The sequence below is a fragment of the Bifidobacterium sp. LH_449 genome, assembly GCF_056356755.1.
Window position 1 is genome coordinate 205,771 of the sequence record NZ_JBKEUV010000003.1, and the last position, 26,257, is coordinate 232,027.

Annotated in this window: 21 protein-coding genes and 1 tRNA gene; 16 read left to right on the plus strand and 6 right to left on the minus strand. The window is 62.1% G+C overall.

The window, feature by feature from the left end:
• Positions 1-171 precede the first annotated feature (171 nt).
• Genes rbfA through ribF form a run of 3 tightly spaced genes read left to right on the plus strand, consistent with a single transcriptional unit; the run spans position 172 to position 2,984 of the window.
• Complete coding sequence (gene rbfA, locus AC1AX7_RS04215; RefSeq protein WP_476508841.1) at positions 172-765, plus strand: 30S ribosome-binding factor RbfA; 594 nt, start codon at positions 172-174, stop codon at positions 763-765.
• A complete protein-coding gene (truB, locus tag AC1AX7_RS04220; protein WP_476508842.1) occupies positions 762-1,781 on the plus strand; it encodes a tRNA pseudouridine(55) synthase TruB in 1,020 nt (339 codons plus the stop codon). The genes rbfA and truB overlap by 4 nt, the downstream gene beginning before the upstream one ends.
• Positions 1,782-1,832: 51 nt before the next feature.
• A complete protein-coding gene (gene ribF / locus AC1AX7_RS04225; RefSeq protein WP_476508843.1) occupies positions 1,833-2,984 on the plus strand; it encodes a bifunctional riboflavin kinase/FMN adenylyltransferase in 1,152 nt (383 codons plus the stop codon).
• Between the two features lie 94 nt (positions 2,985-3,078).
• Here ribF and radA read toward each other — a convergent pair whose 3' ends face one another.
• Positions 3,079-4,521: a DNA repair protein RadA gene (radA, locus tag AC1AX7_RS04230; protein ID WP_476508844.1), complete on the minus strand. Its 1,443-nt coding sequence runs from the start codon at positions 4,519-4,521 to the stop codon at positions 3,079-3,081.
• A gap of 67 nt (positions 4,522-4,588) precedes the next feature.
• Here radA and AC1AX7_RS04235 point away from each other — a divergent pair, with 67 nt between their 5' ends.
• Together AC1AX7_RS04235 and AC1AX7_RS04240 are read left to right on the plus strand one after the other, a co-directional pair.
• Positions 4,589-5,215, plus strand: coding sequence for a hypothetical protein (locus AC1AX7_RS04235; RefSeq protein ID WP_476508845.1), 627 nt, complete (start codon positions 4,589-4,591; stop codon positions 5,213-5,215).
• A gap of 211 nt (positions 5,216-5,426) precedes the next feature.
• Positions 5,427-5,516 (plus strand): 30S ribosomal protein bS22, encoded by a 90-nt coding sequence (locus AC1AX7_RS04240; protein ID WP_004268639.1) that lies wholly within the window; start codon positions 5,427-5,429, stop codon positions 5,514-5,516.
• Between the two features lie 178 nt (positions 5,517-5,694).
• On the opposite strand, the gene rpiA is transcribed toward AC1AX7_RS04240, so the two are convergent.
• The 3 genes from rpiA to pgm form a co-directional block, all read right to left on the minus strand.
• Positions 5,695-6,393, minus strand: a complete 699-nt coding sequence (gene rpiA / locus AC1AX7_RS04245) for a ribose-5-phosphate isomerase RpiA (RefSeq protein WP_476508846.1) — start codon at positions 6,391-6,393, stop codon at positions 5,695-5,697.
• A 143-nt stretch (positions 6,394-6,536) separates the two neighbouring features.
• Positions 6,537-7,736 (minus strand): ribonuclease H family protein, encoded by a 1,200-nt coding sequence (locus tag AC1AX7_RS04250; protein WP_476508847.1) that lies wholly within the window; start codon positions 7,734-7,736, stop codon positions 6,537-6,539.
• A gap of 111 nt (positions 7,737-7,847) precedes the next feature.
• Positions 7,848-9,524 carry a phosphoglucomutase (alpha-D-glucose-1,6-bisphosphate-dependent) gene (pgm, locus tag AC1AX7_RS04255; protein WP_476508848.1) on the minus strand — a complete coding sequence of 559 codons (1,677 nt, stop codon included), beginning with the start codon at positions 9,522-9,524 and terminating at the stop codon, positions 7,848-7,850.
• 275 nt (positions 9,525-9,799) lie between these two features.
• On the opposite strand from pgm, the gene AC1AX7_RS04260 reads away from it, so the two are divergent.
• Both AC1AX7_RS04260 and AC1AX7_RS04265 read left to right on the plus strand, forming a co-directional pair.
• Positions 9,800-11,908, plus strand: a complete 2,109-nt coding sequence (locus AC1AX7_RS04260) for a glucose PTS transporter subunit IIA (RefSeq protein WP_476508849.1) — start codon at positions 9,800-9,802, stop codon at positions 11,906-11,908.
• A 29-nt stretch (positions 11,909-11,937) separates the two neighbouring features.
• Positions 11,938-12,807, plus strand: a complete 870-nt coding sequence (locus AC1AX7_RS04265) for a PRD domain-containing protein (RefSeq protein ID WP_476508850.1) — start codon at positions 11,938-11,940, stop codon at positions 12,805-12,807.
• Positions 12,808-12,827: 20 nt separating this feature from the next.
• On the opposite strand, the gene AC1AX7_RS04270 is transcribed toward AC1AX7_RS04265, so the two are convergent.
• Positions 12,828-13,991 (minus strand): diacylglycerol/lipid kinase family protein, encoded by a 1,164-nt coding sequence (locus tag AC1AX7_RS04270; protein ID WP_476508851.1) that lies wholly within the window; start codon positions 13,989-13,991, stop codon positions 12,828-12,830.
• Between the two features lie 225 nt (positions 13,992-14,216).
• Between AC1AX7_RS04270 and serS the strand changes: the two genes are divergently transcribed.
• Together serS and AC1AX7_RS04280 are read left to right on the plus strand one after the other, a co-directional pair.
• Complete coding sequence (gene serS / locus AC1AX7_RS04275; protein WP_476508852.1) at positions 14,217-15,503, plus strand: serine--tRNA ligase; 1,287 nt, start codon at positions 14,217-14,219, stop codon at positions 15,501-15,503.
• 118 nt (positions 15,504-15,621) lie between these two features.
• Positions 15,622-15,709 (plus strand) — tRNA-Ser (locus AC1AX7_RS04280).
• A gap of 6 nt (positions 15,710-15,715) precedes the next feature.
• Here AC1AX7_RS04280 and AC1AX7_RS04285 read toward each other — a convergent pair.
• Entirely contained in the window at positions 15,716-16,114 is a 399-nt protein-coding gene (locus AC1AX7_RS04285) for a hypothetical protein (RefSeq protein ID WP_476508853.1), read from the minus strand.
• A gap of 231 nt (positions 16,115-16,345) precedes the next feature.
• On the opposite strand from AC1AX7_RS04285, the gene AC1AX7_RS04290 reads away from it, so the two are divergent.
• The 7 genes from AC1AX7_RS04290 to galE all read left to right on the plus strand — a co-directional run bounded on the left by AC1AX7_RS04290 (position 16,346) and on the right by galE (position 26,135).
• On the plus strand, positions 16,346-17,653 hold the full coding sequence (locus AC1AX7_RS04290) for an ABC transporter substrate-binding protein (protein ID WP_476508854.1): 1,308 nt from the start codon (positions 16,346-16,348) through the stop codon (positions 17,651-17,653).
• Positions 17,654-17,815: 162 nt separating this feature from the next.
• Complete coding sequence (locus tag AC1AX7_RS04295) at positions 17,816-18,787, plus strand: carbohydrate ABC transporter permease (protein ID WP_476508855.1); 972 nt, start codon at positions 17,816-17,818, stop codon at positions 18,785-18,787.
• Positions 18,784-19,746 (plus strand): carbohydrate ABC transporter permease, encoded by a 963-nt coding sequence (locus AC1AX7_RS04300; protein WP_476508856.1) that lies wholly within the window; start codon positions 18,784-18,786, stop codon positions 19,744-19,746. Before AC1AX7_RS04295 ends, AC1AX7_RS04300 begins: the two co-directional genes overlap by 4 nt.
• Positions 19,747-19,875: 129 nt before the next feature.
• A complete protein-coding gene (gene gnpA, locus AC1AX7_RS04305) occupies positions 19,876-22,128 on the plus strand; it encodes a 1,3-beta-galactosyl-N-acetylhexosamine phosphorylase (RefSeq protein ID WP_476508857.1) in 2,253 nt (750 codons plus the stop codon).
• A gap of 176 nt (positions 22,129-22,304) precedes the next feature.
• A complete protein-coding gene (locus AC1AX7_RS04310; protein WP_476508858.1) occupies positions 22,305-23,387 on the plus strand; it encodes a phosphotransferase enzyme family protein in 1,083 nt (360 codons plus the stop codon).
• Positions 23,387-24,907, plus strand: a complete 1,521-nt coding sequence (locus AC1AX7_RS04315) for a UDP-glucose--hexose-1-phosphate uridylyltransferase (protein ID WP_476508883.1) — start codon at positions 23,387-23,389, stop codon at positions 24,905-24,907. The genes AC1AX7_RS04310 and AC1AX7_RS04315 overlap by 1 nt, the downstream gene beginning before the upstream one ends.
• Positions 24,908-25,115: 208 nt before the next feature.
• Positions 25,116-26,135, plus strand: a complete 1,020-nt coding sequence (galE, locus tag AC1AX7_RS04320; RefSeq protein ID WP_476508859.1) for a UDP-glucose 4-epimerase GalE — start codon at positions 25,116-25,118, stop codon at positions 26,133-26,135.
• Positions 26,136-26,257: the final 122 nt, after the last annotated feature.

The window sequence follows — 26,257 nt, forward strand, 5'->3', positions numbered from 1 at the left end:
TCGCAAGCGATGCGCCCGTCACCGGTGTTCCCGGCGCGGGCGCATCGCCGTCTTGCACGGCTTTTCGCTTTGTACGAAGCGGTCGTACGGAGTAGGGGCTGTGCGACAATGATGCCAGTATGTTCGTTACGCGTGCGGAACATGCACGCATGAAAGAAAAAGGAACCTGAAATGGCAGGCACCAATCCTCGCGCCGCACGTATCGCGGCTTTGATCCAGCGCGTGATCGCCTCTTCGATGGAAGCCCAGCTGCACGATAAGCGTCTGCAGAACGTGACGATCACCGAAGTGCGCGTCACCAATGACCTGCAGATCGCGAAGATCTATTGGACGCAGCTCGGCCGTGAGGGCCATGAGCAGGGCGAACGCAAGCGCGCCCAGCAGGCCTTGAACCAGGCGAAGGGTCGTCTGCGTTCGCTGGTCGGCACGAAAGCCGGTCTGCGCCTGACTCCGCAGCTGGAATTCATTTTCGATGAAGTGCCGGGTGAGGCTCACGGCATCGAAGACATTCTCATGATGGCCCGCAAGCGTGACGCGGAGCTGGCGAAGGCGCGCGAAAACGCGCAGTATGCCGGCGACGCCGATCCGTACAAGCATCCCGAAGAGCATGACGATGACGATTTTGACGACGACTTCGACGATGACTTCGATGATGACGATGTCGACGCCGTCGTCGTGGAGGAATTTGACGATGATTCCTCTGACGATGATTCCGACGCGGAAGATGCCGGCGACGCCGACGATACCGCCGAAGACGAGGCATGACGCATATCGTGGGCAGTAGTGCGCAGACGCAATCCTCCGGATTGCTGATCATCGACAAGCCGCAGGGCGTGACCAGCCACGATATCGTGGCCGCCGTTCGCGGCGTCCTGCATATGAAACGTGTCGGCCATGCCGGCACGCTCGATCCGATGGCCACCGGCGTTCTGGTGGTGGGATTCGGCAACGCCACGCGACTGTTGAACTACATCGTCGATCACAGCAAGACCTATGAGGCGACGATTCGTCTCGGACAGCGCACCACCACCGATGACGCCGACGGCGACCTGATCGACGCCGCCGACGTCGCCGCGACGGCGGCGTTGCTGCGACGGCTTACCGAACAGCGTCTCGTACAGGTGATCGCCGACCATTACACCGGCGTCATCGAACAGGTTCCCAACACGTACTCCGCCATCAAAATCAACGGCCAGCGCGCCTACGATCTGGCCCGCGAAGGCAAGGACGTGCAGCTGCAGGCGCGCAGCGTCACCATCGAGGAATTCGCCGTATCGGGCATGCGCAGCGCCGTCGCGCAGAACGGTCAGGCCGTCATCGACGTCGACGTGCGCGTCTCATGCTCGGCCGGCACGTATATCCGCGCGCTGGCCCGCGATCTGGGCGCCGAATTGGGTGTGGGCGGTCATCTGACGCGGCTTCGCCGCACGCGTGTCGGCGGATTCCACGTCGATGATCAGCGCGTCGTCACCGCGCATACGGAAAGCCGCACGTTCACCAATCGCGACGGTGAAACGGTGACGCGCAATCGTGCGGTGCTGGATGCCGACGCCGACCATATCGCCGCGCATATGATCGGCATGCTGGAAAGCGCGACGTCGACGATGCCGGCGTTGCCGATCGATGAAAAGGAAGCCGCCGATCTGCGGTTCGGCCGCCGCATCGCCCGCGATATGCGCGCGGTCGCCGTCGCGTACGTGCCGCGGACGCAGGACGTCGTCGCGATCGTGGAACGCGCGAAGCGTGGCGAAGCGAAGCCGATCGTTGTGTTCGCACAGTGACCACGCGCCGATCGCGTGCAAAAAGTATGGATTCGTGAAAGGACTATTCGTATGAACGTCACCAGACTGGTTCCGGATGAGACCGGCGTGGTCGCATGGCCCACGTTGAGCGTGGACAGGAAGTCCATCATCACCATCGGTGTTTTCGACGGCATGCATCGCGGCCATCAGACGGTGATCGGACGCGCCGTCGAATTGGCGAAGAACAATGATTCCTTTTCCGTCGTGGTGATGTTCGACCGTCGTCCGGCGGCCGTGCACGGATGGGCTAAAACGCATGAAGGCGCCGAGATGCCGGAAGGCATGACCGATCCGCAGGCGTTGTCCGGCGTGGACGAACGCCTGCGCATGTGCGAGCGGTTGGGCGTCGACCATGTGCTGGTCGTGCACTACACGCTGCCGTTCGCTTCGAAATCGTATCGTTTCTTCCTGGGCCAGATGGTCGGCAAACTGGGCATGCGCGGCCTGGTGTTGGGCAAGGACGCGCAGATGGGGGCGAACTGCGAAGGCGACGTGCAGGCGATCGCGAATCTTGCCGCGGCCACCGGTGTCTTCGAATTGGAGGTGGTCGACGATCGCGGCCCGGGCGAAACCCGTGTGCCGGCCGTCATCGTGCCGCGGATGCCAGACGGGGAAGGCGAGCCGGCCGATCCGCTCGCAGGCCTGAACAAGGCGGAACGCCGCGCATGGAGCAAGCGCAATCAGGCCAAGGCCGTGCGCGTATGGAGTTCCACGAATGTGCGCTACATGCTGTCGCAGGGGCGTATCAAGGACGCCAACGAAGTGTTGGGACACCCGCATGGTGTGGAGGGCGTGGTCGTGCATGGCGAGGAGCGTGGCCGTTCCATCGGATTCCCGACCGCCAATCTGGGAGAGGGCGTGGAAGGCTACCTGCCGGTCGACGGCGTGTACGCCGGATGGCTCACCGACCTGAATGCGGACGGAGCCCGCGAACCGCGCCGCTGGCCCGCCGCGATCTCCATCGGCACCAAGCCGACCTTCAGCGAACAGACGGGTCTCAACGAGCGGGTGGTGGAAGCCTATGCGATCACCGACGAATGGCTGGACCTGTACGACCACAACGTGCGTGTGGAATTCGCGGGATTCCTGCGTCCACAGATCCGTTTCGACACGTTGGACGCCTTGACCGATGCGCTGCGCGCCAACGTGGAACAGACCAGACTGCTGACCGCCGGACGGTAGACATCCAAGCAGGCAGCCGAACAGCGGCCGTTGCACATGTAGCCGTTGCATACGCCGGGCCTGTAGCTTTTTCCGCGGATCGACGCGGGAAAGGCTACAGGCCCAACGCTTCCAGCGCATCGCGCAGCGAGACCGCCTCGACGATCCGCAATCCGGTGATTGCGACATGCTTGCGCAACGGAGGCGTCACCGCCGTCGTGAATCCCAGACGTGCCGCTTCGCGCAGACGATATTCCATACGTGGAACCGGACGCACCTGACCGGTCAGTGAAATCTCGCCGACCGCACATGTCGTGCGCGCTATCGGCTTCGATCTGGCGGCGCTCGTCAACGCGGCGACGATCGCCAGATCGCAGGCCGGCTCCTTCGCCAAGCCTCCGGCGATCGTCGACACATACAAATCATTCGCCAACAGATTGACCTTTCCATGCCGGTACAGCACCGCCGTCAACATCGCGATACGGCTTGCGTCAACGCCGTTCACGGCGCGTCGAGGCGTCGGCAACACCGATTTCGTCACCAACGCCTGCACTTCGATCGGCAGGCTGCGATGCCCGTCCAGCGTGAACGTCACGCAAGTGCCTTCCACCGGCGCGTCGCCGTCGGAAAGGAACAATCCCGACGGGTCGGTCACTTCTTCAATACCTTCCCCGCTCATATCGAAGCAGCCGACCTCGTCGGTCGGGCCGAAACGGTTCTTCACCGCGCGCAGCATGCGCAATGCGGTCTGCCCGTCGCCTTCGAACTGGCACACCACATCGACCAGATGCTCCAATGTTCGCGGGCCCGCAATCGAACCGTCCTTGGTCACATGACCGACCAGAATCACCGGCACATCAAGTGTTTTCGCCAAATCGATCAGCGCGCTCGCCACCTCGCGCACCTGCGTGGAACCGCCTGAGATGCCGTCGACGTCCTGCGAGACGATGGTCTGCGCCGAGTCGACGATGGCCAAAGCGGGCTGATGCCGTTCGATCAGATCCAGCACCGTCGTCAGATCGTTGGTGGAGGCCAGCAGCAGATTCGGCTCCATCGCATCGATGCGGGAGGCCCGCATACGCACCTGCGCCTGCGATTCCTCGCCGGACAGGTACAGTACGGTGTTCCGTTGCGGGGCGCCGGCCTGCAGACGCGCCACGTTTCCGGCGGTTTCCAGCAGCAGCGTCGATTTGCCGATGCCGGGTTCGCCCGCGATGAGCGTCACCGAACCGGGAACGATGCCGCCGCCCAGGATGCGGTCGAATTCGCTGAATCCCGTGGGGATGCGGCGCACGGATTCCATGCCGATGGAAGTGATGGGCTTCGCCGCGTCATCGGCGGTCGCCGCGGATTGCGCGTGCGGACGGGCGGACGAAGCGGCGCCGGCACGTCCCGCGCGCGATCCCGCGCGTGCGCCGGCGGACAGCAACGACGACGAGCGCGTCTCATGGAATTCGTCGACGGAGCCCCATTGCCCGCATTCGGGGCATTTTCCATACCATTTCGAGCCTGTCCATCCGCATTCCGAACACAGGTATTGCACGGGATTCTTCGCCATGCATTCGAGCGTACGGGCGTTGAACGACATCCGGACGGCGTCGCATGTGTGTGAAAGAATCAAAGGCATGTCGAATACGCAAACCTCTTCTTCCCATGGCAAATTAATCGCTGTCGTCGTCACCGCCGCGGTCATTGTGATCCTTGCTTTGGCTTCGGCTTTTGTCTGGCCCGGATGGGCGTTGAACAAGACGGAGCCGAATGCCGCTGCGCAGCAGAATTCCCAGCAGAAGGAGCAGAAGAAGGAAGAGCCGGCCACGCCGTCCATCGACGCCGTCGCATTGCCGGATGATGCGACCGAGCTGCTGTCGTCGATGCCTGACAGCGTGCTGAATTTCGCGCGTACCGATGCGCAGGCGACCACATCCTGGCAGAGCGCGTCGCCGTTGGAGGAGTATACGGTTACGTATTCCACCGGCGTCGAAGGCCAGGACCTGACGATGATCCTGGCGCAGTGGTCCGATTCGGATTCCGCAAAGACGCAGTATGACGCGTTGGCCGGCATGATGACCGGCGATACGCTGGCCACCGGCAACGTGATGGTGTCCGGCGCGGAGACCGGAAGCTACACCGTGCAGGAGGATGCGTCGGACTCCGATAAGGCGATCGCCTTGTGGCAGAACGATACGGTGGTGTTCCAGGTGACCGGCGCCAAGGATTCGGTGAATCGCTTCTACCAGGAATTCCCGCTGTAGGGCCGCGCAGGGGCGCAAACCGCCAAACGACGAGGATCGCCGTGCAACGCCTGCGCCGATCGCATATGAGGCCGCTTGATCGTCGATTTTCATGATTGCATCATGCGATCGCATATGATTTCGGCGTTTACGGTGTCGTTCGTCCTCAAATGAGTGTAGTATTGGGCAAGTTGCAAACTTTTCCCTTTTATACAAGGATTGGAGGCTTCAGATGGGTTCCGTCATCAAGAAGCGTCGCAAGCGTATGAGCAAGAAGAAGCATCGCAAACTTCTGCGTAAGACTCGCCACCAGCGCAAGTAGTCTTCGAGCGCGTACGAAGCGCGGAAAAGCCCTGAGATCTGTGAGGATTTCAGGGCTTTCATGTTATGTGCGCGTCTGCGGCGGCCGTATACGATGAGAGGCCACCCGAATGCGTTTCCGGGCGGCCTCTCATCGAAGCTCTATCGGTCTCCTGCCGGTCTTCTGCCGGCGAAGCCGATCACTTGTTGCCGTTGGTCATCACGCGCGGGCCGTTCGGGTCGCCGACGATGACCTTGTCGACCATGTTGAGGAACAGGCCGTGCTCGACCACGCCGACGGTGGTGATCAGGTCTTCCGCCAGCGCTTCCGGATGGTCGATGCGTTCGAGGTGCAGGTCGACGACGTAGTTGTTCTCGTCGGTGCGCACCGGCTGGCCTTCGGCGTCAAGACGCAGGACCGGCTTGTAGCCCTTGGCTTCGAACTTGCGGACAACCTGGCCGGCGCCGAACGGAATGACCTCTACCGGCAGCGGGAACGCGCCGATGGTGTCGACGATCTTGGATTCATCGACGATCCAGACGATCTTGTTGGAGTTGGTGGCCACGATCTTCTCCCACAGCAGGGCCGCGCCGCCGCCCTTGATGCCGTTGAAGTTCTTGTCGACTTCATCGGCGCCGTCGATGGTGACGTCGATATGGTCGACGTCGTCGATGTCGACGATCTTGATGCCATAGCCTTCGGCCTGCTCCTGCGTGCGGCGAGACGTGGTGACGCCGGTGAACTGCAGGCCTTCCTCCTGAACGCGGCGGCCGAGTTCGTCGACGAGGAAACGCACGGTAGAGCCGGTGCCCAGGCCCGCGATCATGCCGTTTTGAATCAGCTTGGCGGCTTCGATGCCTGCCGCCTTCTTCAGTTCATCCTGCTGTGCCTTGTCCATAATGCTCCTTCGATGGGGAATCCCTTCGGGGCGTGCGCCGCGAAGACCGTTTCCTATCCTAGTCGATTTGGTGCTTCCATGTGCAATCAAGGGCAGAAAACGTTCCGGAATGTTAGATATTGTTCGTTTTATGCCTGTCGCTATTATGCATGTCGCACCGCGAACGGCGCATCGGTGATGACGATATCGCCGTTGCCGTCCACATAGCCTTCCACCTGCACATATCCGCGAATCAGACGAGGGCGCCCGTTATACGTCGGACTGGATGACGGGGGAGGGGAGAAGCGCAATGTTCCGGAGACGGTGAGGCCGGAATGCCTGACCGCAGGCTTTTCCGGCGCTGCCGGCTGCGGTTCGGGCGCCGGTCGTGCAGGCGGATCCGGCCGGGCGTCCTCTTCGGGCTGTGCCGGCACGCCGTCGCTTCTCGCCTCGACATCGTCGGCGTCGTTATCGTCGGCATCGTCGCTGTCGATGCCGTCATTATCGATGCCGGCATCCGTCGCAACGTCATCATCCGTCGCAACATCATCGGCTCCGTCATCGACGATGCCGGAGCCGTCATCGTCGGCGTCCTCGATGGCGACCGTATCGATGATGTCGTCATCATCGTTATCGTTCGCATCATCGGCGGGGTAGCCTTCCGGCTCCGCCAGCAATTCGGCGATACTGCGCGGCCTCGCGGCGGGCATGACCGTCGTTTCGCCGTCATGCGGCGACGCATCCTCACCGTCGCCGCGCGCAAGATGGTATTCGTCGTCGCCGATGGCGCCGTCAAGCAGCATCCGCGCGTCCGCCGGCACGTCGGTGCCCCTGGAATATTCGGATGCCAGCAGCGACTGCCAGCCCTCCTTCGGCAGGTATCCGTCGCGTACGCCGGAACGGCAATCGGCGGCATACGTGCGGGCCAACTCGTCGACCTTTTCGTTGCCCGCGTTGCCGGCGTGCCCTTTCACCCAGACGAATTTCACGCTGCCCTCGCGCTTGGACAGCTCCGCGTCGATTGCTTTGATCAGATCGGCGTTCTTGACTGGCTTCTTCTGCGAATTCTTCCAGCCGTTCCTTTTCCAACCGCGCACCCACGTGGTCGAACAGTTGATCGCATACTGCGAATCCGTTTCGATGATCAGCGGCTCGCTGCCGGGATGCGCTCGCAAAGCCTCCAAAACCGCGCACAATTCGCCGATCTGATTGGTGCCGTTCGTGGCGCCGCCCGCATCGCAGTCGCCGGGATGCTGATGCGCCTGGGGCAACGCGTCCGGGGATTCGTGATCCGCCCACGCCCAACCCATCGGGCCGTTCGGATTGCCCAGCGCGCTGCCGTCCGTTGATACCGTAATAGTCATGCCTTAACCCTAACGCAGGGTATGGCGGCATGAGACAGGCCCCGCCTGCGGCTGGAACCGGGCGGGGCCTGTCTCGTTATCCATGCGTTGCGGCGAGCCGATGGGTCGACGTCACTCGCCGAGCGCCTTGTCCACGACTTCGGTGGCCTCTTCGAGCACCTTGTCGAGGGCTTCGGGGGATTCGAAGGATTCGGCGTACACCTTATAGATGTTTTCGGTGCCGGACGGGCGGGCGGCGAACCAGTTGTTCTTGGTCACGACCTTCAGTCCGCCGATCTTCGCGCCGTTGCCCGGAGCTTCGGTCAGCTTGGCTTCGATGTCCTCGCCGGCCAGCGTGGACGCGGTCACGTCGTCGCCGGTCAGTGCGGCGAACTTGGCCTTCTGCTCCAGCGTGGTCGGCGTGTCGACGCGCTTGTACCAGCTTTCGCCGAAGCGTTCGACCTGCTCCTGATGCAGCTGGGCCGGGTTCTTGCCGGTCTTCGCGGTGATTTCCGCGGCCAGCAGGTCCGGGATCAGGCCGTCCTTGTCGGTGGTCCACACGCGGCCGTCGCGACGCAGGAAACTCATGCCGGAGCTTTCCTCACCGCCGAACGCGACTTCGCCGGTGAACAGCGGGTCGACGAACCACTTGAATCCGACCGGCACCTCGACCAGCTTGGCGCCGATGGAGGCGGCGACGCGGTCGATCAGCGACGAGGAGACCAGCGTCTTGCCGATGCCTGCGCCTTCCGGCCAGCCCGGACGGTTGCCGCCGAACAGGTATTCGACGCAGACCGCGATGTAGTGGTTCGGGTTCATCACGCCCCAGTTCGGGCAGACGATGCCGTGGCGGTCGGCGTCCGGATCGGTGCCGCCCACCAGGTCGTACTTGTCCCATGCGCCGGCGTTGAGTTCGTCCACCAGACCCTTCATCGCATACGTGGAGGAGGGGTCCATGCGGATCTTGCCGTCATGGTCGATGGTCATGAAGCGCCAGGTCGGGTCGACTTCCGGACGGACCACGTCGATGGACAGGCCGAACTTTTCGTTCATCAGCGGCCAGTAGTTGACCGAGGCGCCGCCCAGCGGGTCGATGCCCAAGCGGACGCCGGAGGTGCGGATCAGGTCCATGTCGATGACGTCGGCCAGATCGGAGACATAGTGGTCGCGATAGTCGAAGCCCTCGACGAGATCGGACTTGATGGCCTCCTCGTACGGAATGCGCTTGACGGACTTGAAATCGCCGAGCAGTTCGTTCGCGCGTTCGGCGATGGCGTTGGTCACGTCCGCGGGGGCCGGGCCGCCGGTGACCGGGTCGTACTTGAAGCCGCCGTCGGTCGGCGGGTTATGCGACGGGGTGACGACGATGCCGTCGGCCAGTCCTTCGCCGGTGAAACGCTGCGAGCCGTCGGCCGCACGGTTATGGGTGAGGATGGCGTGGGAGACCACAGGGGTCGGCACATAGTCGCCACGCGAGTCGACGCGCACGTGCACGCCGTTGGCGACGAGCACTTCGATCGCGGTCTTCTGGGCCGGCTCGCTCAGCGCATGCGTATCGCGGCCGATATACAGCGGGCCGGTGACGCCGGCCTTCTTGCGGTATTCGGCGATCGCCTGCGTGATGGCGACGATGTGGGCCTCGTTGAACGAGGTCTTCAGGGACGATCCGCGGTGTCCGGAAGTGCCGAAGGACACTCGCTGGGCCGGAACGGACGGATCGGGGACGACGTCATAGTATTTGCCGATGACTTCGTCGACGTTGATCAGATCAGCTGGGGTGGCGGGCATGCCCGCATTGTTTGCTACCATGACTCCATTTTGCCACGATATGAGAATGTTTGTGCGCAAATGTTAGATATATGCAAGTTGTGTTGCTTCCTGGTCGGATGCGACAGGCCGCGGTTTGCATGAAAGCCGGTGGCGGTGTATCCTCCATCTATCCGAATATTGCAGGGTTGCAAGTCTATGAGACGCAAGACCTGAGGTATGGCGATTCCGCCGTGCCTCGGGTCTTTTTTATTGCCCAAAAACGCCTTGCGATGATGAAGGACAATCGGGAGAACGATTTTACGAAAGGATTTTCGATGACACAGTCAACCGCATCGCAAATCATCGACGCAATCGGAGGCGCACAGAACGTTCGAGGCCTGACGCACTGCGCCACCCGACTGCGTTTCGACCTCGCTGACGCAGGCAAGGTCGACCAGAACCGACTTGAACATATGAAGGGCGTTCTCGGCGCGGTGCCGCAAAGCGGCAACCGCTACCAGGTCGTCATCGGCGGCGCCGTGGCGAGCATGTATGAGGAGATCATGCATCTGCCCGAAATGGCCGACGCGGGCGGTGCGTCAGCCCCCGGGAAGAGCGGTGAGATGTCCGACGCCGACGTCAAGGCCGCCGCCCGCTCCAAGGCGCGTGGAAAGATCGCGTGGCTGGACTCCTTCTTCGAATACCTGTCCGACTCGTTCCGCCCGGTGCTGGGCGTGCTGTTGGGTGCATCCATCGTCATCGCGATCGTCAACCTGCTCATCTCCCTTGGCGTGATCCCCAACGATGAGGCTTCCGCCTCCCTGGTGTTCGTCAAGGCCATCTGGAAGGGCGTGTTCTACTTCCTGCCGATCATGGTGGCATACAACGCCTCCAAGAAGCTCAAGGTCGATCCGTGGCTGGGCGGCTCCATCATGGCGATGCTGCTCACCCCGCAGTTCCTGGGCCTGATGGATCCGAAGGCGTTCCCGGGCGTGACCACATGCGTGACGAACGACGCGCTCGGCACCACCGCCTGCACCGCGAAGATCTTCGGACTGCCGATGCTGCTGAGCGACTACAGCGGCAACGTGTTCGTGCCGCTGCTGATGGCCGCGGTGCTGGCGCTTGTCTACCGCGGTCTGAAGAAGATCATTCCGGACAGCGTGCAGCTGGTGTTCGTGCCGTTCTTCGCGATGATCATCGTCGGCTGCCTGACCGCCTTCGTCATCGGCCCTGCCGGCGTGTGGGTCGCCAACATCCTGGGCGTCGGCCTCGCCTGGCTCAACGCCAATGCCCCGTTCATCTTCGCCATCCTCATCCCGATGCTGTACCCGTTCCTGGTGCCGCTGGGCCTGCATTGGCCGCTCAACGCCCTGATGCTGATGAACATCCAGACGCTCGGCTACGACTTCATCCAAGGTCCGATGGGCGTGTGGAACTTCGCCTGCTTCGGCGCCACGGCCGGCGTGCTGGTGCTGTCCATCCGCGATAAGGACAAGGTGATGCGCGAAACCTCGTTCGGCGCCCTGGCCGCCGGCCTGCTCGGCGGCGTGTCGGAACCGTCCCTGTACGGCATCCATCTGCGCTACAAGCTCGTCTACAAGCGCATGCTGGTCGCCTGCGCCGTCGGCGGCGTCACCATCGCCGTGCTTGGCTGGCTGTTCCCGTCCGCTACCGGAGCCGGGCAGACGGTGCGCGGCGTGACCACCTCCGCCTTCGCCTTCACGTCGCTGCTGACCATCCCCGTCTTCGATCGGATGTGGGTGTACGGCATCGCGATCGCCGTCGCCTTCGTCGTCTCCATGCTGCTGATCGTCACATTCGACTACCGCACCCCCGAGCAGAAGGCCGAAGCGAAAGCCCGTGCCGCAGCGGACGCGGCCAAGGCCGACGGCGCCGCCGAAGCGACGGACGTCGCCGGCGTGCCGGCCGTCGAGCCGACCGCTGAGGCAGACTCCGCCGAACCCGTTGTCGAAGCGCAGCCGGCCGCCAAATCCGTGGTATGCACGCCTGTCGCAGGCCATGTCATCTCCTTGGACGAAGCGGGAGACCCGGTGTTCGCATCCCGTGCCCTCGGCGAAGGCGTAGGCGTGCAGCCTGCCGAATCGACCGTCGTCGCTCCCGTCTCCGGCGTGCTGCAGACCGTGGCAGAAACCGGTCACGCCTTCGGCATCAAAACCGACGACGGCGTGGAAGTCCTCGTCCACGTCGGCATCGACACCGTCAAGATGGGCGGCGAAGGCTTCGCCGTCGCCGTGTCCGCCAACCAGCACGTCAATATGGGCGATACACTGGTAAACGTCGACTTCGACAAGGTCAAGGCGGCCGGCTACAGCACCACCACGCTGATGACGGTGCTGAACACGGCGGCATTCGCCTCGGTCACACCCCGCACCGACGTCGATGTCAAGGCCGGCGATCCGGTGCTCGAAGTGGAGCGCTGACGCGATGATGAAAGGTCCGGTATCGCAACGTGGAAGTATTACGCGTATTCAACAATAACGTGGTCCTGGCGAAGGACGGCGGCCGGGAGGTCATCCTGACCGGCCGCGGGCTCGGCTTCCAGGCCAAGCCCGGACAGCGCATTGATGAAACGAAAGTCGTGAGGAAATTCGTCCCCTCCGACGGGCGCGACCCGGACCATATGGCGGAATTGCTCGCCGCGATTCCGCCTGAGATCGTACGTCTGGTATCCGATGCCATGGCGCGCACGGGACTCTCCGAACAGGCGGAGACCACCCCGTCGCTCGTCATGGCACTGTCCGACCACATGTGCGGCGCCATCAAACGCGCACATGACGGCATCGCCGTCGAGTACCCGCTGGAGGCGGAGGTGCGGTCGCTCTACGCCGACGAATACGCCAAAGGCGAGGCCATCGTCGCGGCGATGAACACATACCTGCAAGGACTGCTGCCGCACAGCGAAGCGGTCGCGGTCGCCCTGCACCTCGTCAATGCGGGCTTCGCGACGGGAGACCTGTCGAACACGTACGTCATGACGGGCATCATCCAGCAGATCCTCACCGTCATCGAATCGTCATACAACATCGCATTGCATCAGAACAGCGTCAATGTGGGACGGTTCATCACCCACCTGCGCTATCTCTTCGTACGCATACACCAGCATCATCAGCTCACCGCGGAGCCGGAGGCGATCGTCAGCTCGATCCGGCAATCCTATCCGGAAGCGGCCGACTGCGCCAAGCGCATCGCGTCGATCATCAACGTGCGGCTCGGCGATACGCTCACCGAAGACGAAACCGCATACCTGACGTTGCACGTCGCACGCGTCGTCGCGGATGCGCAGCGGTACGGCGGCAAGGCTTATAGCGCAACGGCATGATCCGTCGGAACGGGAGTCCGTCAGTCCTGACGGGTCGTTTCGTTCTGTTCGACACGGATCGGCGGAATCACACCGGTCATATACCCGTTCTCCGCGGAGGCGGGCACGCCCTCCGGAATGCGCACGCACAGCGCCTCACGTTCCACGGAGAAGCGCAGATGGCGCGATTGCGGCAGCATATCGCCATCCACTTCAACAGGGGAAGGCTTCTCCAACACGATCTCCGCGCTGACTCCCGGAATCTGGTCGATCGTGGAATTCGTGGACAGCGGGCTCTGCTGCGCCTTGCCGGTGACGGTCTGATGCACGACGTCGCCGAACAGATTCGCCCAGCCGATGATGCCGCCCGTTGTGTCGATGATTTCGAAATCCAGCACGCCATCGTTGTATGACGCTTCCGGCATCAGCGAAAACACCGGGATCTCACCGCAGTTTCCGGCCATGAACGTGCGGAACGCCAGGCCCTTGATCGTGCGCGAATCGCCGTTCGGCGCGGTGATCGTCACGTCGCCGCGATACTTGGGTGCGAACAGATGCTTCATCGCGCCGAAGAAATAGGCCAGCCAGCTGATGTTCTTCTTCAGTTTCGGGTCCGTGTTATCGATCATGGCGGCGTCGAACCCGACGCCGGCGATGATGAGGAACGCATGGCCATGATCGGAATCCTCATCCAGCAACTCCACACGGCCGACGTCCACCAAACGTGAGCCGTGCGACGTGGCCACCGTCAGCGCGGCATCGATATCGTCCACCGGAATGCCCATATTGCGGGCGAACAGATTGCCGGTGCCGATGGGGATGATGCCCATGGCGTGGCCCGTGTTCGACAACGCGCTCGCCACCGTGCGCACCGTGCCGTCGCCGCCGACCGCCACCACGACGTCGGCGCCCCATTGAAGCGCTTCCTTCGCGCATTCACGGCCGCTTTTATCAAGCTGCGTTTCGATGAACTTGATGTCGGTGATGTCCTTTTCCGCGCAGAACTGCTCGATGCGCTTGCGATGCTGGTCGGCCTGCGGCTTCGAAGGATTGACGATGAACGCGTATTTCACCTGGTCGTCGTCGCGCTGATTCAACGTCAGCGCCCTTCTGTGGCGCCGATATGAGCGGATGGCAAAGGCCGCGGCGGCGATGGCGATAAGAGCCGCGGCGGCAAGCAGGACGATGACAACGGGATCGGACATGCGTTCTATTGTTATGCAAACGCTGGGAAAATGCTGTAAAAACGTCCACACGTCGACGAAATGTACACGCCGATGACGTGCATGCGGCGCGGTTGCGGCATGGTCGGAGCGGGGCAATGCCGGAATGACTCCGGAATCATGCCGAAATACCGTTGGAATCAGGCCGTGCGATGTCATTTGGACAAATGTTTTAGGCTGTCGGCTTACGGCATTAATCTAAGGAGCATGCTTGATATTCAATTCATCCGTGAACATGCTGACGTTGTCAAGGAATCGCAGCGTAAGCGCGGCGAATCCATCGAACTGGTCGATGAGGTGCTGCGCTCCGACGAAGTCCGTCGTTCCGCGCTGAAGGAATTCGAAGCGGCCCGTGCCGAACAGAAGGAGATCGGCAAGAAGGTCGCCGCCGCCCCGGCCGAGGAAAAGGCCGCACTGATCGCGCAGACCAAGGAGCTGTCGCAGCGCGTCGCCGAATACAAGGCCACCGCCGACTCCGCGGCCGAAGAATACACGACCGCCATGTGGAAGCTGTCCAACGTCGTTGAGGACGAAGCTCCGGAAGGAGGCGAAGACGATTACGTCGTCGTCAAGAAGGTCGGGCAGATTCGTGATTTCGCCGCCGAAGGCTTCGAGCCGAAAGATCATCTGACCCTCGGCACCGGCGTCGCAGGCATCGATATGCGCCGCGGCGTCAAGGTCTCCGGTTCCCGCTTCTACTTCCTGCGCGGCGCCGTGGCCCGCATGCAGATCGCCATGCTGACCATGGCCGTGGACCAGGCCGAAGAGCATGGCTTCACGCTTGCCGTCACGCCGACGCTGGTGCGTCCGGAAGTGATGCGCGGCACCGGCTTCCTCAACTCCCATGCGGACGAAATCTACCGTCTGCGCGAACCGGATGAGCAGTATCTGGTCGGCACCTCCGAAGTGGCGCTGGCCGGCATGCACGCCGATGAGATCCTCGACCTGGGCAACGGCCCGCTGCGCTACTGCGGCTGGAGCTCCTGCTACCGCCGTGAAGCCGGCGCCGCGGGCAAGGACACCTCCGGCATCATCCGCGTGCACCAGTTCGACAAGGTGGAGATGTTCGTCTACGCCAAGCAGGAGGATGCCCGCGCCGAACACCAGCATCTGCTGGAAATGGAGCAGGAGATGCTCGGCAAGGTCGAAGTGCCGTACCGCATCATCGACACCGCCGCCGGCGACCTGGGTTCCTCCGCGGCCCGCAAGTTCGACTGCGAGGCCTGGGTGCCGACGCAGGGCCGCTATCGCGAGCTGACCTCCACTTCCAACTGCACCGAATACCAGGCCCGCCGCCTGAACGTCCGCGAACGTATGGAAGACGGCAGCACCCGCGCGGTTTCCACGCTGAACGGCACGCTGGCCACCACCCGTTGGCTGGTCGCCATCATGGAGAACCACCAGCAGGCCGACGGCTCCATCGAGATCCCGAAGGCGATGCGTCCGTATATGGGCGGCAAGGAAGTCATCGAGCCGACCAAGTGGGAAGCCTGATCCTTTTTCGTCCGTGTGTGCCGCATTCCTTGCGGATTCCGCTCGGTGGCGTCGGCTGCCGGGCGGACGTGGTACACTGAACATCTGTGCGTCGAACGCATGTGAGACGTGCATCCAAGGATAGGTGTCCGAGCGGTCTAAGGAGACGGTCTTGAAAACCGTTGAAGCGCAAGCTTCCGCGAGTTCGAATCTCGCCCTATCCGCCACAGCCCTTACTGAGAAAAATCAGTAAGGGCTTTTTTCATGCCGAAAGCCTTTGCGGCTGCCGGGGTTCGGGCTGATCCGCCGGCGGGCCCCGGTATGAGGTCGGCACCGTTGCCGCTTTTGCCGACCTTGCCGTTTGTACCGCCTTGCCAACCTCGCTGATTCGCTGTTCGCCGTTCCTGGCGCTCCTGCGGTTTCTCGAGCGTCCAAAAATGCCATATTGGACGAAGCCACTGCGCGGAATTGGACGAAAAACCCGTCTGAAACGTCCATTGTTGCGGTGTGGCTTCGTCCAATATGGCATTTTTGGACGCTATCGGCGCTTTTCGGTCGTCGGCCGCACTATTTTCCCGCATGCGAGGGCCGATGTCCGAACTGGATGCCGTTTTCGGCGTCGGCGCATGCATTGTTCCCGAATGCGGGGCCTGTGGCTGCGAATCTGCGCGGCGAACGGGTTTGATAAGTATTGTTCACATATATGAAAATGTGAAAACGTTGATTTTCTGCGGGTTTTGAAGGTGAGACACGCGGAACGGGATTTTATTGTTAGTGAAGTTGACATTTATTCTTTTGGGGGATATATTGTTAATCACCTGCCACAGTGAAGTGGTGATGAAATCTCTTGTAAAGGAGCGGAGATGAATATCCGAAACAAGCGTTTTATGACGGCACTGGCATCTGCTGCAGTGCTGGGCCTTGCGTTGACGGGCTGCGGCGGCGAGGCCGGAACCGACACGGCTGCGGATGATGGCCCGATCGAGCTGACCTACATGCATCGTCTGCCCGATGGCGACGGCATGACGAAGGTCGATGACATCGTCGCCAGGTGGAACGAGTCCCATCCGGACATCCACGTCAAGGCCACGAAGTTCGACGGCGTTTCCGCCGACATGATCAAGAAGCTGGAAACCGACGTCAAGGCCGATGCGGCTCCGGACATGGCACAGGTCGGCCTTTCGGAACTCCCCGAAGTCTTCAACAAGGGCATGCTGCAGGATGTGACCGAGTACGCCGAGCAATACAAGGACGATTTCGCGGCGGGCCCGTTCTCGATGATGCAGGTGAACGGCAAGACCTACGGTCTTCCGCAGGACACCGGCCCGCTGACCTATTTCTACAACGCGGCCGAATTCGAAAAGCTGGGCATTACCGTTCCCCAGACCAAGGACGAACTGATCGAGACCGCGAAGAAGACCGCCGCGCAGGGCAAGTACATCATGAGCTTCCAGCCCGATGAGGCCATGATGTCGCTGTCCGGACAGGCCGGCGCATCAGGCCCGTGGTACACGATCGAAGGCGATTCCTGGGTCGTTGACACGCAGACCGAAGGCTCCGAAGCCGTCGCCGACGTGTATCAGCAGCTGATCGACGCCAAGGCGGTCACCACCAACCCCCGCTGGGACGCCTCCTTCAACGCTTCGCTGCAGGACGGCAGCCTGATCGGCACCGTCGCCGCCGCTTGGGAAGCCCCGCTGTTCATCGACAACTCCGGTGGCGTGGGCGCCGGCGACTGGCGTGTCGCACAGCTGCCTGACTGGTTCGAGAACGGCACGGGCACCGGCTCCGACGGCGGTTCCGGCGTGGCCGTCCTCAAGGGTTGCGAGCATCCGAAGGAAGCCATGGAGTTCCTCGACTGGTTCAACACCCAGGTCCCGGATCTGGTCTCCCAGGGCCTGGTCGTGGCGGCCACCACCGAAGAGGCCAAGACCCCGCAGGCATGGCTTGACTACTTCGGAGGCCAGGACATCATGGCCGAGTTCAAGACGGCCAACGACAATATGGCCGAATTCACCTACATCCCGGGCTTCTCCGCAGTGGGCAGCGCGATGACCGAAGCCGCAGCCAAGGCCGCTGACGGCACCGGCAAAGTCGCCGACATCTTCGCCGCCGCGCAGAAGACCTCGATCGACACGTTGAAGAACTACAACCTGTCCGTGGCCGAATAACGGCAGGCGTCGTGTCGGGGCGGCGAATCCGGAGCGGTTCCGACACGACGTGACATACGGGTCTCGTTTCGTTCACGAGTGTGGAAGGGCCGGAGCGATGGACGCTCTGGCCCTTTTGTACAGGGCCGCATGCCCTCTCAGACTTGAAAGACAGGTTTCGATATGACTGCTACAACACAATCCTTGAAGAAAGGCTCGGCGAAGCGCCCCCGGGCGGCGAAGCGGTCCAACGCCGCCAAGCGTGAGAACCGTATGGGATGGGCGTTCATGGCGCCATTCGCCCTCATGTTCGCACTGGTGTTCATCCTTCCCATCCTGTGGGCCGTGCACGACAGCTTCTTCCGCCAGGTGTCCGAGGGCGGCGGCGCCTACGGCGGCGGCGAGCTGGTCGACAAGTTCGTCGGACTGGAGAACTTCCAATACGTCATCACATCCGATAAGTTCTGGGCCGGCACCGGCAGGGTGCTCATCTACACGTTGATCCAGGTGCCCATCATGATCATCGGAGCCCTGGTGCTGGCCATGCTCATCGATTCGTTCATCGTCAAGCACGTCACGGGATTCCGTCTCGGATATTTCCTGCCATACGCGATTCCGGGCGTCGTGGCCTCGATCATCTGGGTCTACCTGTACAACGGGCAGATCTCCCCGATCGTCAAGGGATTGGCCGCGCTCGGCATCAACATCGATTTTTTCGCCGGCAACGTGGAACTCGCCTCAATGGCCAACATCACCACTTGGACGTTCACCGGCTACAACATGCTGATCTTCCTGGCGGCGCTGCAGGCCATCCCTCATGACCTGTACGAGGCCGCCCGCATCGACGGCGCCTCGGGATTCCAGATCGCATGGCACATCAAACTGCCGAACGTGCGTGCCGCGGCCCTGCTCGCCATGCTGCTGTCCATCGTCGGCACCATCCAGCTGTTCAACGAGCCGCAGATCATGCAGACCGCAGACCCTGGCATCTCCGATTCGTACACGCCGATGATGATGGCGATGAACACGTCCCGCGGCAATCTGACCCCGAGCGGTGACGGCCCCGCATCGGCCATCGCCATCATGATGGCGCTCATCGCAGGCATTCTGGCCATGGTCTACGCATTGGTCGAAAGGAAGGTGAACGCAGAATGAGCACTGCAACGAAAAACGCGACCATGCAGGACCGCGAGGCGATCCGCAGGCGCAAGAAGGCCGACAGGATCCGCGACAAGCACGCCAACGATCTGCCCCGTTCCATGCAGCCGAAGACATACGTCAAGGTCCTCACCTTCGTTCTCCTGCTGCTGGCGCTGATATACTTCCTGTTCCCGATCTACTGGGCGATCATCGCGTCCACCAAGACCCCGTCGCAGATGACGGGCAGCAACGGCATGTGGTTCGCCGTCGGATTGCAGGACCTGCCCGACGCGATCGCCCGAAACTATTCGAAACTGCTCGGACTGACCAAAGGACAGTTCTGGCGTTGGGTGTTCAATTCGCTGATCTACTCGGGCGTCTCCGCCCTCGTGGGCACGCTGCTGTCGGTCATGGCCGGCTACGCCACGGCGAAATTCAATTTCCGAGGCAAGAACGCCGCCATCGGCGTGGTCATGGCCTGCATGCTGATGCCGGCCGCGCTGCTGACCATCCCGCAGTATTCGATCTTCCATACGCTGCATCTGACCAATACGATGCTGTCCATCATCATCCCATGCTGCGTCAGCCCGTTCGGCTTCTTCCTGGGGCGCGTGTACGCGCAGACCTCGGTGCCGAACGAGCTGTTGGAGGCCGCCCGCATCGACGGCGCCGGCGAGGCGAGGATCTTCTTCACCATCGTACTGCGTCTGCTGGCGCCCGCGATGGTGACGATCTTCCTGTTCCTGTTCGTCTCGACCTGGAACAACTTCCTGCTTCCGTTGATGATGGTATCGTCCGACGAGCTCAAGCCCGTGACGCTCGGTCTGTACGGACTGGTATCGAACTCGCTGTTCACCGAACGAGGCGCATTGATGATGGGCGCGTTGCTCGGCGTGCTGCCGGTGGTGGTCCTCTTCCTGGGACTGCAACGCTACTGGCAGGCCGGCCTGGCGGCAGGCGCGGTCAAGGGCTGACGGACGGCGGGCCGCGGACTTCATCCGCGGCCCATCCCATAGAAGACCTTTCATCATGGCATGTATGCCGGCACCGGCGAACAATCACATCACCATCGCACCGATGGAGTAACAAAGGAGAACCTACCAATGACGACAGGACGCTTCACGCTCCCCAGCGAAGAGAACTTCGCGGAAAAGACCAAGGAACTCGCCGACCTGTGGGGTGCGGACGCCATCCGCAATTCCGACGGCACCCATTTGGACGAGGCCGTCATGGCGCTCGGCAAGAAGATCTACAGCGCGTATTTCCCGACCCGCGCCCACAACGAGTGGATCACCCTGCATATGGATGAGACTCCGCAGGTGTATCTGCTGACCAACCGCATCCTTGCGCAGGGCGACGGCGTCGACATCCCGCTGATGGACTGCTTCTACGAGGAGCAGCTCAAGCCGAACCGTGACGCAGACCCGCACCGGTACTGGGAGGTCGTCGACCGCACCGCCGGCGAAGTCGTCGATCCGGACGACTGGACGCTGGACGACGAGACCGACACGATCCATGTGACCGGCGTCACGCCGATGCACGAATACACCGCATCGTTCCTCGCCTACATCATCTGGGACCCGGTCGAGATGTACAACCATCTGACCAACGACTGGGGCGACAAGGAACACGAGATCCCGTTCGACATCTACCACGAGAAGACCCGCGACTTCGTGATGGACACCTTCCGTCAGTGGCTGAAGGACAATCCGACCACCGACGTGGTCCGTTTCACCACGTTCTTCTACCAGTTCACGCTGCTGTTCGACGAAAAGCATCGCGAAAAGATCGTCGACTGGTTCGGATGCGCATGCACGGTCTCCCCGAAGGCGCTCGACGATTTCGAGCAGCAGTATGGCTATCGCCTGCGCCCCGAGGATTTCGTGGACGAAGGATGCTACAACTCCGCCTGGCGCGTGCCGCGCAAGGCGCAGCGCGACTGGATCGACTTCCTGTCCGGATTCGTACGCGCCAACGTCAAGCGGCTCGTGGACGAGACCCACGCCGCCGGCAGGGAGGCGATGATGTTCCTCGGCGACCAGTGGATCGGCACCGAACCGTATAAGGACGGCTTCGAAGACCTCGGACTCGACGCGGTGGTCGGCTCGATCGGCGACGGCACGACCACCCGCATGATCGCCGACATTCCGGGCGTCAAGTACACGGAAGGCCGGTTCCTGCCGTACTTCTTCCCGGACACCTTCCACGAGGGCAATGATCCGAGCATCGAAGGCCTCGACAATTGGCGCAAGGCCCGCCGAGCCATCCTGCGCAGCCCGATCTCCCGCATGGGCTACGGCGGATACCTCTCCCTGGCTGCGAAGTTCCCGAAGTTCGTCGACACCGTCACCCACATCGCCGACGAATTCCGCGACATCCACGACCGTACCCACGGCGTCGCCGCGGAAGGCGAGCTCAACGTCGCGATCCTCAACTGCTGGGGCAGGATGCGCTCCTGGATGGCGTTCACCGTCGCCCATGCGCTGCCCAACAAGCAGACCTACTCGTATTACGGCGTGCTCGAAGCGCTGTCCGGCATGCGCGTCAACGTGCGGTTCATCAGCTTCGACGACGTGCTCGAACACGGCATCGCCCCGGACATCGACGTCATCATCAACGGCGGCCCCGCGGGAACGGCCTTCTCCGGCGGCGACGCCTGGGCCGATCCGCGTCTGCAGGAGATCGTCCGCGCATGGGTCCGCGAAGGCGGCGCATTCGTCGGAGTCGGCGAGCCGACCTCCACCGGCGGATTCCGCAACGGGCGCTTCTTCCAGCTCGCAGACGTGCTCGGCGTGGACGAGGAACGCTTCCAGACGCTGTCGGTGGACAAGTATTTTCCGGCCGTCATGCCGGAGCACTTCATCACCGCCGACGTGCATCTGCCGGAAGGCGCGTTGGAAACGGCCGAACAGGCCGGTCGCGCCGGCAACCTCAGCGGCTGCGGCGGCGGCTACGGGCTCGGCGAAGTCGGCGGCATCGACTTCGGCGAAGTCGTGGCGAACACGTATCCGGTCAACGAAAACGTGACGCTGATCCGTGCCGACAAGGGCGAAGTGCAGCTGGCCGTCAACGAATACGGCAAGGGACGCGGCGTCTACGTTTCCGGCCTGCCGTATTCGGCGGCGAACGCGCGGTTGCTGGAGCGCATCCTGTTCTACGCCAGCCACAACGAGGCCAGGTACGACGCATGGAGCTCCAGCAATCCGGAGTGCGAAGTCGCCTACTTCCCGCAATCGCACATGTACTGTGTAATCAACAACACCGACAGGCCGCAGACCACGACCGTGCGCACGGCCGCCGGCGAATCGGAGACCTTCGATCTCGAATCCAGCGCCATCGCATGGCGCGAAGCGTGAGACCAACCCCTCCGCTCCGAAAGCAGCCATGCCGCGTCCCCGGCGGCGTCAACGCCGGTCGGGGACGCGGCGGCTGCCCCTTTCGACAACGAATACGCGGTCGAATCAACGATCGGCGCAGCCGAATGCCCCGGCAATACAGCATCACCAGCATCACAAGAAGAAAGAAGCATCCCATGGCAGACATCGACGCAACACTTGCCGCAGTAGTCGACCGCTTCCGGATCGAAGGCGCCGTCGAAAGCGTCACGCCATACGGCGACGGCCACATCAACGCCACCTATCTTGTCGTCACCGATACGACGCGCTACATCCTGCAGCGCATGAACACCAGCGTGTTCCCCGACACGGCGAACCTGATGCGCAACATCGAACTGGTCACCGCATCCCTCAAGGCAAGCGGCAAGGAGACGCTGAACATCATCCGGACCGACGACGGCGCGTCATATTGCGAATACGACGGCGGCGCATACCGCGTCTACGACTTCATCGAAAACACCGTCTCCTACAATCTCGTGCCCAACGCCGACGTCTTCCGCGAGGCGGGCCACGCATTCGGCGAATTCCAGAACCACCTCGCCGCATTCGACGCGTCGCAATTGACGGAAACCATCGCGCACTTCCACGACACCCCAAGCCGATTCCGCGACTTTCAGGCCGCCGTCGAATCCGATCCGCTCGGCCGCGCCGCAGGATGCCGCGACGAAATCGCCTTCTACATGGACCATGCCGAACAGTATCCGATCATCATGAACGGGCTCGCCGACGGCACGATCCCGCTGCGCGTCACGCATAACGACACCAAGCTCAACAACATCCTGATGGACGCCGAAACAGGCAAGGCGCGCGCCATCATCGACCTGGACACGATCATGCCGGGCTCCATGCTGTTCGACTTCGGCGACTCCATCCGTTTCGGCGCCTCCACCGCGCTCGAAGACGAAAAGGACCTCGACAAAGTGCATTTCAGCACCGAACTGTTCCGCGCCTATGCGGAAGGATTCGTCGGCGAGGTGCGTCCCAGCATGACCGACCGCGAAATCGAACTGCTCGCCTTCGGAGGCAACATGATGACCATGGAATGCGGCATGCGATTCCTCGCCGACTACCTGGTGGGCGACACCTATTTCGCCACCAAGTATCCGGAACACAACCTCGTGCGCACCCGCACGCAGATCAAGCTCGTGCAGGAGATGGAACAGAAGGTCGACGAAACCCGCGCCATCGTGGCCGAAGTCATGGAAAAGGCGGCGCGATGATGGGCGGCGAAACGACATTGAAGACGCAGCCGGAAGGGGCGAACGCGCTCGCCGACGTCTACGCCAGCGTCGACGCGCTGGTCGATTTCGCTTGCAAGCGGCTCAATCTGGACGAAAGCGACGTCGATTGGGCACGGAACGGCATTTTTGAACTGTTCTCGCTGGATTCGTATCGTCCGACCGGCATCGGCGAAGACGGCGCCACGCAGGACGAGCTGCTCGCCGAATTCCGGCGGGCGGCGATCGCGGCGGGATTGTTCGACGAAGACGAAGCCCCCGTATACGGCGACATCGTTATGGGATTGCTGTCGGCGCGCCCGTCGGCGCTGCGGCATGAATTCCTCGACGTCGAACGTGAGCGGGGCGGAATGGCCGCGATGCAATGGTTCTACGATTATTGCGTCGCCAACACCTACGTCAAGCGCGCAGCGCTCGACCGCAATCCGCGGTTCGATTCGCATGGGCTGGTCATCACCATCAACATGGCCAAGCCGGAATTCAAGAACATGAAGAAGGCCGCGGCGGGCAACAGCACGGCCGGCGGCTACCCGCAGTGCACGATCTGCCATGAGAACGAGGGCTTCGCGGGGCGCAACAAGCGCACACTGCGCACGATGCCGGTGACGCTGGGCGGCGAGCCGTGGTTCTGGCAGTTCTCGCCGTACGGCTATTTCGACCAGCATGGCATCTGCGTGAACATGGACCATACGCCGATGCATGTGAGCCGTTCCACTTTCGGCAAGCTGCTTGACTTCGTCGATCGTTTCCCGGGATATTTCCTCGGATGCAACGCCGCGCTGCCGCGCATCGGAGGGTCGGTGCTCGCGCACGACCACTATCAGGGCGGCGGCGAACCGCTGCCGATGCACCATGCGCCGGCCTGGATGACGCTCAGGCTCGACGCCTATCCGGAAGCCGTCGTCGAGATCCTCGACTGGCCGGGAACCGCCGTGCGCGTCGTATCGAAAAACCGCGGCGACATCATCGAAGTCAGCGACATCATCCGCGAAGGCTGGATCTCCTACTCGAATCCGGAGCTCGACATCATCTGCGAAGGCGAAGACGGCAAGCGCTCCGCACTGTCGCCCAGCGCGATCGTCACCGACCGCGGCTATGAGATGAATCTGATCTTCCGCAACAACGGCGTCAACGATGAATATCCGGACGGCATCTTCCACGCGCATCCGGAATTCTACCCGGTCAAGCAAGAGCCGATCGGGCTGATCGAAGCGCAGGGCCTGTTCATTCTGCCGGGCCGTCTGGTCGAGCAGCTCGGGCATATCGAGGACGCGCTGGCGGCGGGGGAGCCGCTGCCCGAAGCCGAAAGCGAATTCGTTCTTGAATGGGATGAGCTGACGGAAAAGCTGAGCGGTTCCCGCGACCGCGCCGCCATCCATGCGGCGGTCGAGGACGAACTGGGCAGCGTCTGCGAGCGGATCCTGCGAAACACCGCGGTGTTCAAGACGAAGGATCTGACGCGAAGCTTCATGGAATCCTTGGGTTTCGTCGAGAGCGTCTGAGCGCGGCCGACGGTGGCCCGTCGAGGAATACCGTGTTTGGGATTTCCTCTGTAAAACGTGCAATCGGAAATCCCAAACGAAATTTTTTGTGAATACCTGATAGAAATTGTTCGTTTTTTTGGTGTGAAAGTATCATTTTGCGACAAAATCAGGTACGATTACACTGTCGACATGATTGACAAAGCCGACATGATTGAAGGAGTGACATATGACCACCATTCTGGTCACCGGTGGCGCGGGCTATATCGCCACGCATACCGATGTTGAATTGTTGAACAAGGGATACGACGTCGTGTCTGTCGACAATTACGGCAACTCTTCGCCGGAGGCGCTCAAGCGCGTCGAGCAGATCACCGGCAAGACAGTGAAGCGCTATGACGGCGACGTGCGTGACGAAGCGTTGATGGATCGCATCTTCACCGAAAACGACATCGACTGGGTCATCCATTTCGCGGGCCTCAAGGCCGTCGGCGAATCGGTGGCCAAGCCGATCGAATACTACGACAACAACCTGTATTCCACGCTGGTGCTGCTCAAGACGATGCGCGCCCACAATGTGAAGAAGATCATCTTCTCCTCCTCCGCCACCGTGTACGGCAAGCCGGAAGAGCTGCCGATCACCGAAGAGACTCCCGTCGGCGGCACCACGAACCCGTACGGCACGTCCAAGCTGTTCCAGGAGCAGATGCTGCGCGACGTCGTCGTATCCGACGACTCCTGGACCGTGGTCATTCTGCGCTACTTCAACCCGGTCGGCGCCCACGAGTCGGGCCTGCTGGGCGAGGACCCGAAGGGCATTCCGGCGAACCTCACCCCGTACATCGCGAAGGTCGCGCTTGGCGAGCTCAAGGAAGTGCAGGTGTTCGGCGACGATTACGACACTCCGGACGGCACCGGCGTGCGCGACTACATCCACGTCGTCGATCTGGCCCGCGGCCACGTCGCCGTCGTCGACCATATCGACGACCCGGGCGTATACACCTACAATCTGGGCACCGGCCACGGCTATTCCGTGCTGGAAGTCATCAAGGCCTATGAGAAGGCCGCCGGCCACACGATCCCGTTCTCGATCAAGCCGCGTCGCCCCGGCGACATCGACGCCTGCTATGCGGACGCGTCGAAGGCCGAGCGCGAGCTGGAATGGAAGGCCGAGCTGACGATGGACGATATGGCGGCCTCGTCGATCAACTGGCAGACGAAGAACCCGAACGGATTCCGCACCGCCTGACGCATCGACGGTCCACCGGGTGATTGGATCGGGGCTTGCGGCGCTGTTCGGCCGCAAGCCCCGATTGTCTTGGTGTGGTCTTTGCGCGTCGGTCTGCGACGTCTGGATCTTGCGTTCCTCAT

Excerpts from the sequence above, each read along its gene's own strand:
- pgm (WP_476508848.1), bottom strand. The coding sequence starts at position 9,524 with ATGGTAGCAAACAATGCGGGCATGCCCGCCACCCCAGCTGATCTGATC.
- rpiA (WP_476508846.1), bottom strand. The coding sequence starts at position 6,393 with ATGGACAAGGCACAGCAGGATGAACTGAAGAAGGCGGCAGGCATCGAA.
- rbfA (WP_476508841.1), top strand. The coding sequence starts at position 172 with ATGGCAGGCACCAATCCTCGCGCCGCACGTATCGCGGCTTTGATCCAG.
- galE (WP_476508859.1), top strand. The coding sequence starts at position 25,116 with ATGACCACCATTCTGGTCACCGGTGGCGCGGGCTATATCGCCACGCAT.
- radA (WP_476508844.1), bottom strand. The coding sequence starts at position 4,521 with ATGGCGAAGAATCCCGTGCAATACCTGTGTTCGGAATGCGGATGGACA.
- AC1AX7_RS04270 (WP_476508851.1), bottom strand. The coding sequence starts at position 13,991 with ATGTCCGATCCCGTTGTCATCGTCCTGCTTGCCGCCGCGGCTCTTATC.
- AC1AX7_RS04295 (WP_476508855.1), top strand. The coding sequence starts at position 17,816 with ATGACTGCTACAACACAATCCTTGAAGAAAGGCTCGGCGAAGCGCCCC.
- AC1AX7_RS04285 (WP_476508853.1), bottom strand. The coding sequence starts at position 16,114 with ATGCATGCGCCGACGCCGAAAACGGCATCCAGTTCGGACATCGGCCCT.
- AC1AX7_RS04260 (WP_476508849.1), top strand. The coding sequence starts at position 9,800 with ATGACACAGTCAACCGCATCGCAAATCATCGACGCAATCGGAGGCGCA.
- serS (WP_476508852.1), top strand. The coding sequence starts at position 14,217 with ATGCTTGATATTCAATTCATCCGTGAACATGCTGACGTTGTCAAGGAA.
- AC1AX7_RS04235 (WP_476508845.1), top strand. The coding sequence starts at position 4,589 with ATGTCGAATACGCAAACCTCTTCTTCCCATGGCAAATTAATCGCTGTC.
- AC1AX7_RS04310 (WP_476508858.1), top strand. The coding sequence starts at position 22,305 with ATGGCAGACATCGACGCAACACTTGCCGCAGTAGTCGACCGCTTCCGG.
- AC1AX7_RS04300 (WP_476508856.1), top strand. The coding sequence starts at position 18,784 with ATGAGCACTGCAACGAAAAACGCGACCATGCAGGACCGCGAGGCGATC.
- AC1AX7_RS04240 (WP_004268639.1), top strand. The coding sequence starts at position 5,427 with ATGGGTTCCGTCATCAAGAAGCGTCGCAAGCGTATGAGCAAGAAGAAG.
- AC1AX7_RS04290 (WP_476508854.1), top strand. The coding sequence starts at position 16,346 with ATGAATATCCGAAACAAGCGTTTTATGACGGCACTGGCATCTGCTGCA.
- ribF (WP_476508843.1), top strand. The coding sequence starts at position 1,833 with ATGAACGTCACCAGACTGGTTCCGGATGAGACCGGCGTGGTCGCATGG.
- truB (WP_476508842.1), top strand. The coding sequence starts at position 762 with ATGACGCATATCGTGGGCAGTAGTGCGCAGACGCAATCCTCCGGATTG.
- AC1AX7_RS04315 (WP_476508883.1), top strand. The coding sequence starts at position 23,387 with ATGGGCGGCGAAACGACATTGAAGACGCAGCCGGAAGGGGCGAACGCG.
- gnpA (WP_476508857.1), top strand. The coding sequence starts at position 19,876 with ATGACGACAGGACGCTTCACGCTCCCCAGCGAAGAGAACTTCGCGGAA.
- AC1AX7_RS04250 (WP_476508847.1), bottom strand. The coding sequence starts at position 7,736 with ATGACTATTACGGTATCAACGGACGGCAGCGCGCTGGGCAATCCGAAC.